This window comes from Lactonifactor sp. BIOML-A5 (genome assembly GCF_009677585.1).
Taxonomy (GTDB): domain Bacteria; phylum Bacillota; class Clostridia; order Lachnospirales; family Lachnospiraceae; genus Lactonifactor.
The window spans coordinates 1-16,649 of the sequence record NZ_WKYV01000031.1 but is presented as its reverse complement, the minus strand read 5'-3'; the positions used below and the strand labels follow the sequence as shown (position 1 = coordinate 16,649).

The 16,649-nt window shown below is 47.0% G+C and carries 14 protein-coding genes; all 14 read right to left on the bottom strand.

The window, feature by feature from the left end; genetic code table 11:
- Window positions 1–8: 8 nt before the first annotated feature.
- Window positions 9–215: a sulfurtransferase TusA family protein gene (locus GKG41_RS19340; RefSeq protein WP_154261477.1), complete on the bottom strand. Its 207-nt coding sequence runs from the start codon at window positions 213–215 to the stop codon at window positions 9–11.
- A gap of 30 nt (window positions 216–245) precedes the next feature.
- Window positions 246–1,337, bottom strand: a complete 1,092-nt coding sequence (gene yedE / locus GKG41_RS19335) for a YedE family putative selenium transporter (RefSeq protein ID WP_154261476.1) — start codon at window positions 1,335–1,337, stop codon at window positions 246–248.
- A 55-nt stretch (window positions 1,338–1,392) separates the two neighbouring features.
- Window positions 1,393–2,526 (bottom strand): aminotransferase class V-fold PLP-dependent enzyme, encoded by a 1,134-nt coding sequence (locus GKG41_RS19330; protein WP_154261475.1) that lies wholly within the window; start codon window positions 2,524–2,526, stop codon window positions 1,393–1,395.
- Window positions 2,527–2,663: 137 nt separating this feature from the next.
- Complete coding sequence (locus GKG41_RS19325; RefSeq protein ID WP_154261474.1) at window positions 2,664–3,569, bottom strand: selenium metabolism-associated LysR family transcriptional regulator; 906 nt, start codon at window positions 3,567–3,569, stop codon at window positions 2,664–2,666.
- Complete coding sequence (gene selB / locus GKG41_RS19320; RefSeq protein WP_154261473.1) at window positions 3,569–5,479, bottom strand: selenocysteine-specific translation elongation factor; 1,911 nt, start codon at window positions 5,477–5,479, stop codon at window positions 3,569–3,571. Before selB ends, GKG41_RS19325 begins: the two co-directional genes overlap by 1 nt.
- On the bottom strand, window positions 5,476–6,885 hold the full coding sequence (gene selA, locus GKG41_RS19315) for an L-seryl-tRNA(Sec) selenium transferase (RefSeq protein WP_154261472.1): 1,410 nt from the start codon (window positions 6,883–6,885) through the stop codon (window positions 5,476–5,478). Before selA ends, selB begins: the two co-directional genes overlap by 4 nt.
- A gap of 62 nt (window positions 6,886–6,947) precedes the next feature.
- On the bottom strand, window positions 6,948–7,994 hold the full coding sequence (selD, locus tag GKG41_RS19310; RefSeq protein WP_154261471.1) for a selenide, water dikinase SelD: 1,047 nt from the start codon (window positions 7,992–7,994) through the stop codon (window positions 6,948–6,950).
- Window positions 7,995–8,059: 65 nt separating this feature from the next.
- On the bottom strand, window positions 8,060–8,815 hold the full coding sequence (locus tag GKG41_RS19305; protein ID WP_154261470.1) for an exodeoxyribonuclease III: 756 nt from the start codon (window positions 8,813–8,815) through the stop codon (window positions 8,060–8,062).
- A 207-nt stretch (window positions 8,816–9,022) separates the two neighbouring features.
- Complete coding sequence (locus tag GKG41_RS19300) at window positions 9,023–9,724, bottom strand: response regulator (RefSeq protein ID WP_226904348.1); 702 nt, start codon at window positions 9,722–9,724, stop codon at window positions 9,023–9,025.
- A 16-nt stretch (window positions 9,725–9,740) separates the two neighbouring features.
- Window positions 9,741–10,880, bottom strand: a complete 1,140-nt coding sequence (gene alr, locus GKG41_RS19295) for an alanine racemase (RefSeq protein WP_154261468.1) — start codon at window positions 10,878–10,880, stop codon at window positions 9,741–9,743.
- 24 nt (window positions 10,881–10,904) lie between these two features.
- On the bottom strand, window positions 10,905–12,359 hold the full coding sequence (locus GKG41_RS19290; RefSeq protein ID WP_154261467.1) for a histidine kinase: 1,455 nt from the start codon (window positions 12,357–12,359) through the stop codon (window positions 10,905–10,907).
- Window positions 12,360–12,514: 155 nt separating this feature from the next.
- Window positions 12,515–13,771: a serine hydroxymethyltransferase gene (glyA, locus tag GKG41_RS19285; RefSeq protein ID WP_154261466.1), complete on the bottom strand. Its 1,257-nt coding sequence runs from the start codon at window positions 13,769–13,771 to the stop codon at window positions 12,515–12,517.
- A 23-nt stretch (window positions 13,772–13,794) separates the two neighbouring features.
- Window positions 13,795–15,285: an alanine/glycine:cation symporter family protein gene (locus GKG41_RS19280; RefSeq protein ID WP_154261465.1), complete on the bottom strand. Its 1,491-nt coding sequence runs from the start codon at window positions 15,283–15,285 to the stop codon at window positions 13,795–13,797.
- A 22-nt stretch (window positions 15,286–15,307) separates the two neighbouring features.
- Window positions 15,308–16,423: an alanine dehydrogenase gene (gene ald / locus GKG41_RS19275; protein WP_154261464.1), complete on the bottom strand. Its 1,116-nt coding sequence runs from the start codon at window positions 16,421–16,423 to the stop codon at window positions 15,308–15,310.
- Between the last annotated feature and the right edge of the window lie 226 nt (window positions 16,424–16,649).

Genomic DNA, 16,649 nt, shown 5'->3' with positions numbered 1-16,649 from the left:
CCTGAATGCTATTCCAGCACAATCTCAAAATCATTCCCCACAGAAGTGACTGTTACCTCTTTTCCCTGGGCCTTTCCGTATTTTTCCACATTGCTCCTGGCGTGCGCCTCGCTTACCAGCACTTTAACAGACTCACCCTTGCATTTTTTCAGGGCTGCCTGGGTCATCATCAAAGGCTCCGGACAGGATAGCCCTCTTGCGTCTACTTCTATCATAACAATACCTCTTTTCTATTCTAAGACTTCTCATTCCTGTTTTTCTCTTCTGCAGAATCCCAAAAACAGCAGTACAGCGATACAGCCAATGACAGCAACCTTGCCGGGAAGTGCCGGGCCTCCGGCCACCGCTGCCTCAGTCTCTGTAGCCGCCTTTGCCGCTGCTCCCGCCAGGTTGAAGTTGTGGCAGACGGCAGCCCCCACAAGCATCCCCAGAAACGTAACAGCAGAATCCGAAGAACCCTGGCCCGCCAAAATCAGCTGCCTGAGAGGACAACCACCGGCCAGAACTGCAGCGAAGCCCACAACATACATCCCAAGAAGGTTCCAGACATGCATGGAATGTGCAACCGGCTGTCCGGTAAATGAAAGCACAAAATTTCCTGTGACTGCATTGTACAGAAGCATGACCGCAAAAAGTCCGCCGATAATTGTAAGTAAATCAAAGTTCTTCATAAGAACAATATCCCGGATACTGCCTGCAAAACATGCCCTGCTCTTCTGGGCCACAGCCCCGAAAAGCAGCGCCCCGAAAAGCGATACTAATATTGGCGCATGCATACTTCCAGGGCCCTCTGTGCTGGCTGCAAATAATGAAGTGGTAACACTGAGAATAAGCAGAACCCCCAGAACAACAGGTAAAACTGCACCGCTTGCCGCCTTTGTTTCATAGGCTCTTCCCAGGCTAAAGCCCTTCTTCAGCGCCAGACTGCCGGTTGCCACCCCAAAGACGAATCCCACCAGGGCTACATAGGCATTAAGATCGCCAGCCGCCATACGCAGTACCATACGAAGAGGACATCCTAAAAACACCAGAGAACCAATCATCATAATAACCCCTAGCAAAAAGCGTATCATAGGGGAAGATCCTGCTGTAGAACGGTATTCCTTAGTGGCTATGGCAATCAGAAAAGAGCCTCCTGCAAATCCCACAATCTCAGGTCTGAAGTATTGGACAATAGGCGCCTGGTGAAGTTTCATAGCTCCGGCGCTGTCCCTGATAAAGCAGGCCACACAGATAGCCATATTTTTAGGGTTTCCAAAATAGGCCAGCAGCGCTGCGATCACTCCCAGAATCACGCCTGAGAGCAGTAGTGTTTTTTTTGAGCTGCATACATTCATTTTCTTTCTCCTCCAAAAAGTAATATATATATGAATCGGGAATCCCCGTCTTCATCTAGCACGCCAGCTCCCTGACCGCCTCCACAGCTCTGTCTGTTTCTTCCTCTGTATTAAAATAAGAAAAAGAAAACCTGACTGCTCCCTGTTCCACGGTTCCCAGGGCCTGATGCATCAAAGGCGCGCAATGGGCCCCCGGTCTGGTGGAGATTCCGTAATGGCAGGAAAGCTCGTCACTCACTTCCCCGGAATCATAGTCCCCCAGATTCAAAGCTACAATTGCCGCCCGATCTTTCTGCGTAAAATCGCCATATATTTTTATACCTGGTATGGTACATACCCCCTCATAAAACCGCCGCATCAGAGCATCTTCCTTTCTGCGGATATTGTCTATTCCAGTCTCTTCCAGCCAGCGTATGGCCGCAAGCAGCCCGGCAATTCCATGGCCGTTTAAGGTTCCCGCTTCCAGTGCCGCAGGCATCACAGACGGATGCCTTCTGTCATAAGTATGTACTCCGCTTCCCCCTACTTTCAGTGGATGTATCTCTATCCCCTCACGGATACAGATTCCCCCTGTACCCTGGGGACCGTACAGCCCCTTATGTCCGGTAAAACAGAGAATATCAATCTTCATTTTTCCCATATGAATGGGGAAAACCCCCGCTGTCTGGGCCGAATCCAGAATAAACAGAATCTCATGGTTCCTGCAGATGTCCCCCACACCTTGGATATCCACAAGGTTTCCCGTAAGATTAGAGGCGTGCGTACATATGACTGCCCTTGTCTCAGGGCGTACCGCCCTCTCAATATCCCCACAGCAGATAGTGCCGTCTTTTCCAGCCGGCACAATGGTTAGATCCAGTCCCTGCTCTTCCAGAAGGTATAAAGGCCTGAGAACAGAATTGTGCTCAAGCGCTGTAGTGATGATATGATCGCCGGCCTTAAAGAGCCCCCCTATCACTGTGTTAAGACTCTCTGTTATATTGGAAGTAAACACCACGCGGGTGGGATCTTCAAATCCAAAAAAGCGGGCTGCAGCCTCCCGCGCTTCATAGATTGTCCTGGCAGCGTCCAGGGACGCGCCGTGGCTGCCCCTGCCGGAATTCCCCATGTGGCTCATAGCACCGCAGACAGCTTCAATAACACAATCCGGCTTAATAAGAGTGGTTGCTGCATTGTCCAGATATATCATAATTTTACAGTTCCTTCCCTGCCCCTACTATATTTGACAATATTTTCTATCCATAACTATATCAATAAACAAAATTATTGTAAAATCAATAAAATCTATAAGGCTCCTGCACTTATAGATTTTATCAATAAATATCTCTATACACTTTTACTTTGAAAAAAATCTCTGATAAAGTCCCAGAACGCCCTGGCGCTTTTGGGCAGATTGCGTCCCTTCCTGCGCACCAGGTAAAGTTCCCGATACATCTCTTCTCTGGGACTGAATTCCAAAATACGCCCCTCCTGTACATCCTCCCGGGCTGCCCAACTGGAAATAATAGAAATTCCAAGTCCGTTTCGCACAGACTGTTTAATGGTCTCCTGATTGCTGATACTTGCGATGACTTTGATTTCAGATAGAGGGATCCCCTGGGATACCAGATAGTTCTCAGCTTCCTTCCTGGTTCCGGATCCCTCTTCTCTCATAATCACAGGCTCTCTCATCAGCTCTTCCAGAGAAAAACTCTTTTCCTTCCATTCCCGGAACTTTCCCGTATCCGGTGTAATGATAACCAGCCTGTCCCGGCACAGCATCTGATAGTGACAGGGATACCCGGGAAGCCTTGTTCCCGTGATCCCTATCTCAGCCTCATCTCCAAGAATCTTTTTAACAACACCCTCGCTGTCATTCTCCAGAAGAGAAAACTGAACCTGGGGATATTTGACGCTGAATGCCGGCACTACCCGGGGCAGTATATACTGAGACGGGATTGTAGACGCTGCTATAGTCAGGGAATCACTCTCTTCTTCAACGGTAGAAAACTCCTGCAGTATTTTCTTCTCCAGCTCCAATATCTTATAAGCATACCGGTAAAGAATCCTTCCCTGATCCGTCAAAGAAACACTTTTTGTCGTTCTGACAAAAAGTCTGGCATTCAGTTCCTTTTCCAAACCTGAGATGTGGGAACTAACAGTAGGCTGTGTAAGAAAAAGCTCTCTTGCCGCCTGGGAAAAGCTGCCACTGTCAGCTACCCGGATAAAAGCCTCCAGTTGTATCAGATTCATCAGTAAGCCACCCTTTCGCTTTCCCTGCCTTCTTTTCTTGTAATGTGAAGTACGTCCATATATTCCAGGATAGGCTTAGCACTTTTCCGGCTGGTATTCAAAAGGTCCCTGACTTCTGCTATGGTCACAGAGCCGTCTCTGTCCAGCTTTTCAAGAATTGCCGCCTTTGCCTTCTCCATGATTCCGGACAAAGTATACAGATTCTCTGCCACCTTTACAATGCGCCCTTCCGCCATTTCCTGAGCCAGAACATCTGCGATGACCTCAGGATCTGTCTCCGTAAAAACAATCTCAGAGAACCGTACAAGATCAAACTGTGCCTTCAGAAAAACACGTTCCATTTTTCTTCTGACTCTCTGATACCTGGAATCCTTTTCAATCTGAAACTCATAAAGGCGCAGGAACTCTCTGTCTCTCGCCAGCTGCTTCTCCCCTTCCATTCTCTCAATAAATAAGTCAAACACTCCCGCTTTTTGTGCCGCAGCCGTATTCATTTTTATCTGAGATTTATTCATCCCTGGTTTGTAAGGATTCTTCTCATGAAATTCCCGCAAATTATCTCGTACTCTCTCCAACAGCTCTTGTGCATAGCTTCTGTGCCACAAATAAACCTGATTTTTCATAGGAAATCGAAGGATACTGCCCTGTTTTTCCAGAACGCAAATCCCCTCTTCTGCCTCCTCCTCTGATACTCCGGCTATCTGTGCAAGCTCCTGAAGAGTAATTCCTGTATCCCAATGGCTTTTCACCTGAAGTTCCAATATATGAGACAGAGAGCCATGCTCCCTTCCTCTAAGCTCCTCAAGTCCCTTTTCTTCAAACCTCTTCTTTTTTCTGGGGTTTGCCTCAATGACAATGCCGCCCCCTATAGTTTCCACAGGGGAATAGAAACGGATGATAAACCGGTCCTCCTTTCTCACCGCTACTTCATCTTCCAGCCGAAGTTCCGCCAATGCAGACTCTCCCGGCTTCAGTTCCTCTGTCTCTAACAGCACGGCACGGCAGAGAACCTGGCTGGTTCCCGTAAATAGATGTACCCTGGCTCTATTTTTCAAAACTCTTGAGGAGGAAGGCAGCATATGCAGACGCACATCCAGCATCATGGTTTTCTTCATGCTCCCGCAGGCCGCCAGGACGTCCCCCCTGGCAACCTCCTCTCTCTTTACATTTGAAAGATTAATGGCAGCCCTTTGCCCTGCACTGCAGCTTTGGCAGTCCTGACCATGCACCTGAATACTTCTGACCCGGCATACCGTCCCCCTGGGAAATAATTCCACCTGTTCTCCTCTGCTGAGCGCTCCTGACAGAACCGTTCCTGTTACCACGGTTCCGAAGCCAGCCACAGAAAACACACGGTCCGCGGGGAGCCTGAAAATTGTGTCTCTGTCTCTCTCCGGAAGCAGGACTGCTGTCTTTTGGATCACATGGACCAGCTCCTGGATTCCGTAACCTGTGGCCGCCGATACTTCCACCATGGGCGCACTGGCGGCTCTGGAATCAGACAGTCCTTCCAGGATTCCTCTTTTCATTTCTTCCATCCGGTCAGGATCCACCAAGTCACATTTATTCAGAACGATAATATAGTTCTCAACTCCCAGCTGTTCCAGAATATCCAGATGTTCTCTTGTCTGGGGCATAATTCCCTCGTCAGCTGCAATGACCAGAAGGACCATGTCCATCCCTGCCACCCCTGCCACCATATTATGGACAAACTTTTCATGGCCGGGGACATCAATGATACCTGCCCGGCTTCCATCTGGCAGATCGAAGTATGTGAAGCCCAAATCAATGGTAATTCCCCGCTTTTTTTCTTCCTTCAGACGATCCGTTTCCCGCCCTGTCAGTGCACGGATCAGAGTGGTCTTTCCATGATCAATATGTCCGGCAGTCCCTATAATTATATTTTTCATAAGTGAGTGTCTCCAAATATTTTATTCATCCTTTCAGCCGCCTGGGGAATCTCCTCCTCCTGGATGGTTCTCATATCAAGCCAAATCCTGTCTTTCTCCACACGGCAGATAACAGGCGGATTCCCTTTTCTCAGCCTTTCCTCCAGTTCCTCACAGGTTATGGTTTTCCCCTGTACCGTAACCCCGAAACTCTCAATAACCTCTCCAGGCAGCGCTCCGCCTCCCACCTGGGAAGCACAGGGCTCCACCTGTACCACAGCATCCTTCTCATGTATGTGCAGAGAATCTGCCAGCCGGACAGCCTTCTCTTTCAGCTGCTCCACGCTCTGGGACAACATTGCAAAGACCGGAAGATTCTGATCCAGCCTCGAGGGAGTACGGTATTCCCTGAAAATCTGTTCCAGCACAGTCACTGTAAACTTGTCTATCCGCATCGCTCTCATCAGAGGATGTCTCTTCATCTTATCAATATACTCTTTTTTTCCTGTAATAATCCCCGCCTGTGGTCCTCCCAGCAGTTTATCACCGCTGAAGCAGACAATATCGGCGCCGCGCCTTATAGATTCCTGAACCATGGGCTCGTGGGAAAGCCCATAAGCTCTCAAGTCCACCATTACGCCGCTTCCCAAATCCTCAATCACAGGCACCCCAAATTTGGCGCCAAGTCCCGCCAGTTCCTCAATCCCCACACTCTCCGTAAACCCGGTAATTCGGTAATTGCTGGTATGAACCTTCAGAATCGCCCCTGTGTTCTCTCCTATAACCGCTCTGTAATCTTCCAGACGGGTTTTATTGGTGGTTCCAACCTCTCTGAGAATTCCTCCGCTTTGCTCCATGACCTCGGGTATTCTGAATTTGCCGCCGATTTCTACCAGCTCTCCCCTGGAAACAATGGCTTCCTTTCCTTTTACCAGAGCGCTTAGTATCAACAGTACTGCTGCCGCGTTGTTGTTCACCGCCACAGCCGCCTCTCCCCCGGTAATCTGACATACGAGGTCCTCAAAATGGCTGTACCGCTCTCCCCGTCCCCCAGTATCCAGGTCATATTCCAGGTTTGAGTATCCGGTGACCACATGCCTCAGGTACTCTGCATGCTTTTCCCCAATAGGGGATCTTCCCAGATTCGTGTGAAGGAGTGTTCCTGTTCCATTGATCACTCTTTGAACCCGGCATCTGTCCTGCTCCTCAAGCCTCTCTTTCAGCAATTCCATAACCGTATCCAGTCTTCTTTCTGCCGCTTGTTCCTGTTCGCATCCTCCGAGGAAGCTCCGCAGCTCATCCGTTACCTGGCGAATCCCAGCCACCACCAGATCTCTGTCATACTTAGTCAAAAGTCCTTCCTTCTTTGCCTCTTCCAACAGAATATCTACTTTAGGTATTCTTCGGAAATATTTACCTTTATCCATACATTTTTTCTCACTTCCTAAAAAACCGGACACCCCTTTTGGAGCTGTCCGGTTCCCTCATGTCATAACAAATGAAGATACTTTTTATCCTTCTGCAGTACCCTTCCAATCACAGCGGCCTGTCCGGCAAGTCCCTGCTGTGCAAATCCATGCAGGATATCCTCCGCATACTTCTCCTCCACAGATGCCAGAAGTCCCCCTGAAGTCTGGGGATCAAAGACAAGATCGGTCAGATATTCCGGCAATTCTGCCAGCATCACATCGTTTTTTGCATAGCTTCTGTTCTGATAAGCCCCCGCAGGCACCAGCCCCATGCGTGCATAAGCATCTGCCTCCGGGATCAGAGGAATCTTCCGGGTATGAATTTCCAATGTAACTTCGCTTGCTTTTGCCATCTCCAGGCAATGGCCCCCCAGTCCGAATCCGGTAATATCTGTACAGCTATGTACCGGATATCGTTCCAGAACCTCCTTCGCCGTTTTGTTAAGTGCGGTCATCACTTTGATCACTGCCTGTTTTGCCTCACCGGAAGCCATCCCGGCTTTTACGGCAGTGTTGATAATACCGCTTCCCACAGGCTTCGTCAGGATCAGCACATCACCTGGCATTGCTCCATAATTCTTCCACAGTTTACCAGGATGTACAAATCCTGTCACACACAGGCCATATTTCGGCTCGTCATCCTGAATCGAGTGGCCGCCCACCAGCACAGCTTGGGCCTCCTGCACTTTAGAAGCTCCGCCGGCCAGGATTTCTCCCAAAATCTCCGGATCCAGACAATTGGGAAATCCTACAATATTAAGTGCAATCTTGGGTTCACCTCCCATAGCATAAGCATCACTCAGGGAATTGGCCGCCGCAATCTGGCCAAAAGTAAAAGGATCGTCAGCTACAGGCGTAAAAAAATCTACTGTCTGTATCATTGCAATCTCATCTGTAATCTGATACACTGCCGCATCATCGGAGGTTTCCACCCCCACCAGCAGCTTCTCATCGTAAAACTTCGGCAGCTTGCCCAAAACTTGGGCAAGGGTCTCAGGACCTATCTTGGCCGCTCACCCTGCTGTTTTTGTCATCTGCGTAAGTCTTACATCCTTTTTTCCGTTCATGGGGCTCCTCCTTTCTCATCTCAATGGTTCTATTCTATCAGATCTTGTCCCTCAATACAATCCATTTACAAGTCTATCTGCACTTCCACAGGACAGTGGTCGGATCCGAAAACCTCTGTATGGATTGCCGCGGAGAGCAGCTTCTCTTCAAGCCGTTTTGACACGCAGAAATAATCAATCCTCCAACCTGCATTTTTCTCCCTCGCCCGGAACCGGTAGGACCACCAGGAATAAATCCCCTCTGCCTCCGGATAGAAGTAGCGGAATGTGTCTGTAAAACCTGCCTCCAGCAGTTCTGTAAATTTATTCCTCTCCTCATCTGTAAATCCCGCATTCCTTCTGTTTGTCTTAGGATTTTTCAGATCGATCTCCCTGTGGGCAACGTTCAGATCTCCGCACATTACTACAGGCTTCTTCTGATCCAGCTCTGCCAGGTATGCACGGAAATCGTCCTCCCACTTCATTCGGTATTCCAGGCGTGCCAGCTCACTCTGGGAATTGGGGGTATATACCGTTACCAGGTAAAAGTTCTCATATTCCAGAGTAATCACTCTGCCCTCCTGATCATGCTCCCCGATTCCAATTCCATAGCTGACCCCTAGCGGGGTATGCCGGGTAAAGACTGCGGTTCCGGAATATCCTTTCTTAACAGCATAATTCCAGTACTGCTCATATCCTTCCAAAGACAAATCGATCTGTCCTTCCTGAAGCTTTGTCTCCTGAACACAAACAAAGTCAGCATCTATCCCGTCAAAAAATTCTGTAAAACCTTTCTGTACACAGGCTCTGAGCCCGTTCACATTCCAAGAAATAAATTTCATACATGTCCTCCTTGTATTTTAGATCATGTCCATTATATCATGCCTTCAGCATGATCGCCATTCGCCGCTCGCCAAAGATGAGCAAAGCTCCCCATGGCCCGCTATCGCTCATTATATCATATTCTTTTTCCGCAAAACAGGGGAATTACAGGAAAAGGGTACGGGCAGAAGCGCCACTCCCGCGCTTCTGCCCGTACCCTTTTTCTATTACTTTTCAAACCCCTTATTATTTAACTCCCGGAAATAGGCTGCGGGTGTCTGCCCTTTGTACAGCTTAAAATACTTATAATAATTTTTCAGATTCCCGTAACCCACTTCCTCCGCAGCCTCCTGCAGACTCATCTTCTTACTTTCCACCAATTCTATTGATTTTTCCACTCTCACCATGTGCACGTACGAAATAATTGTCATATTCATGTGCTTTTTAAACAGTCTCGTAATGTAGCTCTGGGTACTGAAGGTCAGCTGCGCCAGCTGGGCCAGCTCAATCTTTTCCTTATAGTGAGAATTAATAAATTCTATGATAGCATTTACACTCTCATTGGGTGTCACTCTCCACCCAATCGCCCGGTAGATGGCCTGTTCCAGCTGTTCAAAGTCAATCGGTTTCGCAATGATGTCGCAGACTCCCGCCCTGAGAGCCTTCTGGGCATACTCAAAGGAATCATACGCTGTCACGATAATCACCTTACAGTTTTCTATACTCTGTATTACCTGGAATCCGTCCATATACGGCATATGGATATCCATAAAGACCAGATTGGGCTTGGTTTTCTGAATCAAAGCCAATGCGTCCCTGCCATTTTCCGCCGTTCCAATAATCTCCAGGGGAAAATTCTTGGATTCTATATAATACCGGATAATATTTACTGTTGCTGCCTCATCATCGCAGATAACCGCTCTAATCACACGCTTCCGTCCCTTCTTATAAGTATACTCTGGGGATTCGTTTTCCCAAGTCGCAGGCAAACTCATAATTAAATCTGCCGCTTATATCCCCCATATTTTCTATTGTAATGGTTTCTCCCCCGTCAGTGCCTATCAGGGTAACCTCATCCCCTGTCTTAACCTCCGGAATATCTGTGACATCCACCATAAACTGATCCATACACACTCTTCCTATAATGTCAGCCCTCTTTCCATGGATCAGTACATATCCCTTGTTAGAAAGAGATCGGGGATATCCATCTCCATACCCCACCGGTATGGTAGCAACCCGTCTGGGTTCTTCGGCCACATAGGTTCCTCCATAGCTGACTGGGGTACCCGGATCTATATCCTTTACATAAACCACATGACTTTTCAGTGACATCGCCGGTTTCAGCTTGATTTTATCTGTATACACCTGATCGGAGGGAAACAGACCGTACAGTATAATTCCCGCCCGCACCAAATCCATATTAGCCTCCGGCAGATTCATAATCCCTGCACTGTTAGAGCAGTGTTTATAAGGAATCCGGATGCCTGCCGATTCCAAAAGCCTTACAAAGTGCAGATACCGCTCCATCTGTCTTTTGGCCGGCGCGCTGTCCCACTCATCTGCCCTCGCAAAATGAGTAAATAGCCCAGATATGAGCAGTCCGGGCATTTTTGAGATCTCTACACAGTCAGGAATAGAAGATTCATCATCCCGGAAGCCGATTCTTCCCATACCGGTATCCACTGCCAGGTGAATCTCCATCCTTTTCCCAAGCTTTACCGCAGTATCTGACATCTTCTTTGCCATATCCGTCTCAAATACCACAGGAATAATGTCCATTCTACACATAATATCATAATGTTCTTCAAAAGTATATCCCAGAATCAATACAGGCTTCTGGATTCCCGCCTCGCGAAGGCTTACTCCCTCCTCCACCGTAGCGCAGGCAAATCCCCAGATATAAGGTAAATGTTCCACTTTACGGGCAATAGGAACCGCCCCATGGCCGTACCCGTCCGCCTTGACCACTGCAACCACCTGGGTTTGCTCTGCTATATTGGAATGTATCTGTTCCAGATTCCACACAATGGCATCCAGATCTACATACGCGCATACTCTTCTGTGCTGCTGCTCTTTGTCCTTCATTTGTATCTGCCTCTTTTTCTTAAATTATTTTGGTAATCTGACAAACATAACCGTAGAATTCTCCCTGGTGCCTATTTTCATAGTAAATCCGCCCTTATAGATAGACCCCAGCTTATGGTATATCATTCCCAGTCCGTGGACTGTATTTCCTCTCATCCCCACATTAATCCGGTAGCAGTCCTGGGAAGTCAGACATTTTCCCCGATTCTTTACCCATATGTCAACATATTCCTTCCTGGCTTTGATTTCTATCTCCAGATATTTTCTTTCCTCTGCCTCGCAGCCATGGACAAAAGCATTCTCGACCAAAGGCTGAAGGAAATTAAACGGCACAATAGTATCCTGCGCCTCATCATCTATATCGTAGCGGAAATCCAAAGCATCTTTATATCGAAACTTCTGAAGCTGCAGATAGGAGTCCACATACTTCAGCTCATGTCTTAAGGATACCAGGTTTCCCTGTGTCTGAGACGAATAGTGAAACATTCTGGCCAGATGGATAATGGATTCGTACAGGGGGACTCCTCCCCCCTCCAGCGCCAGGGATGCCATCTGGTTCAGGGTATTAAACAGAAAATGGTGATTAATTTTCAGGTCCGTTACCGTATTCTCTGCCATCTTCAGGTCATGCAGAAGTGCCTCCCTGGAATTTTTGCTGTCCTCCAGAAGTGCCTCTTTTTCAAACAGTGCCTTTCTGTACTGGTTAAATTCACAGAAGGTCCGGATCGCTCTGGAAGCTTTCCTCAGAAGGCTTTTCAGTCCCTCCGCGGTACTTTCCGGGGTATCATAAACGCCTTCAATGGGCTCTTCTTCCTCCGATGATATCCTGATGTAGCCGCCCAGTATATATCCTACCACTCTTTTATTAAAAAAGATAGGGATTCTGTATACCAGCAGGCCATAGGGACATTCTATGGTTTGTTCTGTCGTCTCCAGAAAATGCATCCAGTTCTTCATACACCGGCACTCTCCCGGGTGTTCCTGGGGGCTGCATGTTCTCCTGCAGTATGTGGGAAAATAACTGCCCTGATATAGCAGATTCCCACGCTCTGTAAATATCACGTATGCTGAGTGGAGATTGTCCAAAAACTGTCCCCTCACCGCCTCAATGGCCACAATGAGATCCTCGCTGCTTAGCTCTTTGTAGGTTTCCTCTTTGTCAATAAAGCTGTCCATTTCCACCTGCACCGGGTTGGAAACCAAAAGGTGGATAATAGGGCCGTCTCCCTCATTTTTCATGGAGTGCTCGCACCCGCACTCCATATAATACATGGCGCCGGGTTGAATCCTCTGCAGGGATCCGTTTGCCCATCCGGTCCCGCATCCTTCCAGCACATAGATAAACTGTTCTTCATAATGAATGTGAGGGTACATCTGCTTTCCCGGATAGCAGACAACTTTTCCGATATTCATAGAGGGCTGGTTCTCAGACCTTTGAATCCATTCTATATACCCCCAGTCCGTTTTCTGAATCTTCATGGCCACACCTCCTTCCAGCCGCCTTCCACAAAAAGCACAAGCGCCACAACAGGGGAATATCACCTTGCTGCGGCGCTCATGTCCTCGCACATTAACCTTTGTAACTGCCTGGGCAATTACCGGTACAACGGAGGTGCTTTATATGGGGATTCAAATCAGTCTTCAAATGCTCCTGCAGGATACAGAGGGAATTTGGAGATAAGAGCCTCTGCCCTTTCCTTGCATGCTGCCAGGTTTGCTTCATCTGTAGGTGCCTCGGCAACCTGGTTCATAATGCTGGCGATTTCTACGATTTCAGGCTCTTTTAATCCTCTCTGTGTCACGGATGTAAGGCCAATACGCACACCGCTTGTCACTGACGGTTTCTCCGGATCAAATGGAATCATATTTTTATTTACAGTAATTCCCACTGCATCCAGCGCATCCTGGAAAACAGTACCTGTGATTCCTTTTCCTCTTAAATCAACAACTAAAAGATGGTTGTCTGTGCCGCCGCTCACAATACGGAATCCATAGCCAGCAAGCTCTTCTGCCAGCTTCTGGGCATTTACAACTACCTGCTGCATAATATCATGGAATTCCTGGGAAGCTGCATACTTGAAGGACCATGTCTTGGCAGCCATTGTATGGAACATCAGGGATCCTAAACTTCCGGGGAATGTACCTTTATCCAAAATCTTTGCATATTTTTCTTTACAGAATACCATACCGCTTCTTGCGCTGCAGAAAGTCTTTGTTGTAGAAGAAGTAACAAAGTCTGCATAAGGAATAGGACTCGGAATCACCTTTGCAGCTACCAGACCTGCAATATGAGCCATATCTACCATAAAGTATGCGCCTACTTCTTCTGCTGTTTTTGCAATTCTTTCATAATCAATGAGACGGGGATAGGAGCTCGCACCGGCAATAATCATTTTCGGTTTTTCCTCTTTTGCCAGTTTGTCAAGTGCATCATAATCGATTCTCTCTGTCTCTTTATCTACCCCATAGAATACATGGTTATAAATCTTGCTAACCCAGTTTGCCGGTGAACCGTGAGTCAGATGTCCGCCCTGGTCAAGACGCATAGCCAAAATCTTATCTCCAGGATTTAATACGGATGCAAATACGCTGTAGTTTGCGGTTGAACCGGAATAGGACTGGATATTTACATGCTCAGCGCCGAACAGTTCTTTTGCTCTTTCCCATGCAAGCCTCTCTACTTTATCTGCAATTTCAGATCCAGCCTGGAATCTTCTTCCCGGATATCCTTCCAGAGTTTTGTTGGTAAATACGCTGCCGCTTAACTCCATTACTTCCAAGGGAGCAGTACTCTCAGAAGCGATCATCTCAATGTTGTGTTCCTGGCGGTTTAATTCCTCACCAACCAGTGCTGCAATTTCAGGGTCAGATTGTTTTGTAAATTTTAACATATAATTTCCTCCATTTTCTTTGTTTATTTACCTGATTCTGCTTCTCTCTTTTTCAGTAAACCTGCATATTTATCCCAGGCTCCTGATTCATCTTTAATTCCAAATTTTGCAGGATCAAAGAGCGGATCAAGCCCTGCCTTCTTCTGCTGTTCATAATCTTTTAGGATTGCTTTTACCTTCGACGAGAGTATCAAGACACCTATGATGTTAACCCAAGCCATTAAACCAACACCTAAATCAGCCATGCTCCAGATTGTCTGTCCATCTACGATAACACCAGAGAACACTGCTACCAGGAAGATACCACGCATCAGATAAGTACCTGCCGGCTTTTCTTTAAACAGGAAACGCATATTACTTTCTGCCTGATAATAGTAACCCATAAGGCTGGTGAATACAAACAAAGCAATCATAACTGCCAGAAGCTTTCCGCCCCAGCCGCCTAATGATTGATTCACTGCATCCTGGGCCCAAAGTGCACCTTTTTCACTCATTGTATTATTTACAATAAAGTTACCTGCTTTATCCACGATATTGTAGTTACCTGTAACCATGATGATCATGGTAGATGCTGTACATACAACAATCGTATCAATATATACGGATAACGCCTGGATCAAGCCCTGTTTTGCAGGATGAGAACACTCAGCTGCCGCGGATACAATTGCTCCGGATCCCTGACCAGCCTCATTAGAATACACACCACGTTTTACACCATTGGAAACAGCGGCACCAATGATACCTGCAAACGCCTGATCTGCACCAAATGCTGATTTAAAAATTGTTGCAAGAACAGAGGGAAGTACTGTTATATTCATTCCAATAATCACAATAGCCATGATAAGGTAAATCACACACATAACAGGAGCTAATAACTCAGCCACCCGCCCTATACGTTTGATTCCTCCCCAAACTACAAGAGCAATACAAATCGTACTGATAATACCAATGACCATCTGAGGTGTGCCAAAAGCACTCTGGAATGTAGAAGCAATCTGATAAATCTGCAGACCAGGCATTAAAGTACCAGGCCCGAGTACAGCTGCAATGGCGAATAAAACTGCCATAACTTTTGCAATGGATTTTGATTTCAGTCCCTTTGTAATAAATAACTGGGCACCACCTATGTACTCATTGCCGGTTTTATCTTTATAAGCCTGTGCCAATGTACACTCTGCAAAAGATGAACTGGCTCCAATAAGAGCGATTAACCACATCCAGAAAATGGCACCAGGACCGCCAAAATAAAGGGCGGTTGCAACGCCTGCAATATTTCCCATTCCTACACGGGAACCAACGGTTGTTGCAAATGACTGGAATGCGGAGATACCGCCTTCGCCCTTCTCAGCTTCAGACTTTGAACGTATCAGCCTGAACATATCTTTTATCAAACGGAACTGACATCCCTTCAGCATAATGGTAAAGAAGATGCCTGCACCCAGACATAAAAGTACCAGAGGCAAACTCCAAACTAAATCATTAATCTTAGTAACTATTCTTACAAAAGTATCCATATACTACCTCCTTCATTTTAGTTTAACCAACTAATTCTTTCGCCTCCTTGTGGGGAAGACCAAAGCTGTCAGCCACGTTCTTGCAGGTAATCTCACCCTCATAGGTGTTAATTGCAGAATACAATACATCATTTTTCCTGCAGGCTTCTTCCAGTCCGCTTCCTGCAATCTGGAGACCATATTTCAGTGTGGCATTTGTCAGTGCAATGGTAGATGTTCTTGGAACCGCCCCAGGCATATTGCCAACGCAGTAATGAACCACACCATCCACTACAAAGGTAGGATCATCGTGATATGTAACCTTTGTTGTCTCACAGCATCCGCCCTGATCCACAGCCACGTCCACTACTACGCTGCCGGGACGCATATTTTTAAGATAAGCTTTTTTCATCAGCTTAGGCGCTGCTTTTCCTGGAATCAACACAGAACCGATTACCAAATCTGCCTGTGCAACTGCATTCTCAATATTGGCGTCTGTGCTCATCAACGTCTGAATTCTCGCGCCGAAGATATCATCTAAATATGCAAGTCTGGAAAGACTGATGTCAATAATTGTAACATTGGCTCCCATTCCTACTGCCACTTTGCATGCATTGGTTCCCACGGTACCAGCACCCAGGATTACTACATTTGCCTTAGGTGTTCCGGGAACGCCGGCAAGCAGCACACCAGATCCTCCAAAGGGTTTTTCCAGGTATTTCGCACCTTCCTGGATACTCAGTCTTCCTGCGATCTGGCTCATAGGTGCCAGCAGCGGAATACTTCTGTCCCGTTCAATCAATGTCTCATAAGCAACACCTTTTACTCCCGCCTCAAGCATAGCATCCATCAGCTCTCTGTCAGCAGCCAGATGCAGATAGGTATAAAGGATTAAATCTTTGTGGAAGTACTGGTATTCTTCTTTCAGGGGCTCTTTCACCTTAATCATCATTTCAACGGTGTCCCAAACCTCTTTTGCTGTGTCAAGAATCACTGCTCCCGCCGCAACATACTCATCCGTCATGAAACCAGATCCTACGCCGGCATCCTTTTCGATATACACCTCATGTCCGGCATTTACATAGCTCTTTACATTGTCCGGAGTCATACCTACGCGGAACTCATTGTTCTTGATTTCTCTCACACATCCTACTTTCATTGCAATTAGAACCTCCTTAGCTTTTAAGATATCCTTTATTAAGTTTTTATAAAGCTTTAATATGTTTATATTATCTCAAGAAATGAGTTTAAAATATATCCCTGATATCGACATTTTCTTTACCAATTTTGCACTCTTGTAAAATTCATTGCAGTCGGCGGACTCCAACGGACGGTTTTGCGGAGCAAAACGGACGCGATGCGGAGCGAGCGGACTAACCTATTAT

Coding starts and splice junctions, on each gene's coding strand:
- yedE (WP_154261476.1), bottom strand. CDS start 1,337: ATGAATGTATGCAGCTCAAAAAAAACACTACTGCTCTCAGGCGTGATT.
- GKG41_RS19330 (WP_154261475.1), bottom strand. CDS start 2,526: ATGATATATCTGGACAATGCAGCAACCACTCTTATTAAGCCGGATTGT.
- ald (WP_154261464.1), bottom strand. CDS start 16,423: ATGAAAGTAGGATGTGTGAGAGAAATCAAGAACAATGAGTTCCGCGTA.
- GKG41_RS19325 (WP_154261474.1), bottom strand. CDS start 3,569: ATGAATCTGATACAACTGGAGGCTTTTATCCGGGTAGCTGACAGTGGC.
- selA (WP_154261472.1), bottom strand. CDS start 6,885: ATGGATAAAGGTAAATATTTCCGAAGAATACCTAAAGTAGATATTCTG.
- glyA (WP_154261466.1), bottom strand. CDS start 13,771: ATGTTAAAATTTACAAAACAATCTGACCCTGAAATTGCAGCACTGGTT.
- GKG41_RS19340 (WP_154261477.1), bottom strand. CDS start 215: ATGATAGAAGTAGACGCAAGAGGGCTATCCTGTCCGGAGCCTTTGATG.
- alr (WP_154261468.1), bottom strand. CDS start 10,880: ATGAAGGACAAAGAGCAGCAGCACAGAAGAGTATGCGCGTATGTAGAT.
- GKG41_RS19280 (WP_154261465.1), bottom strand. CDS start 15,285: ATGGATACTTTTGTAAGAATAGTTACTAAGATTAATGATTTAGTTTGG.
- GKG41_RS19290 (WP_154261467.1), bottom strand. CDS start 12,359: ATGAAGATTCAGAAAACGGACTGGGGGTATATAGAATGGATTCAAAGG.
- GKG41_RS19305 (WP_154261470.1), bottom strand. CDS start 8,815: ATGAAATTTATTTCTTGGAATGTGAACGGGCTCAGAGCCTGTGTACAG.
- selB (WP_154261473.1), bottom strand. CDS start 5,479: ATGAAAAATATAATTATAGGGACTGCCGGACATATTGATCATGGAAAG.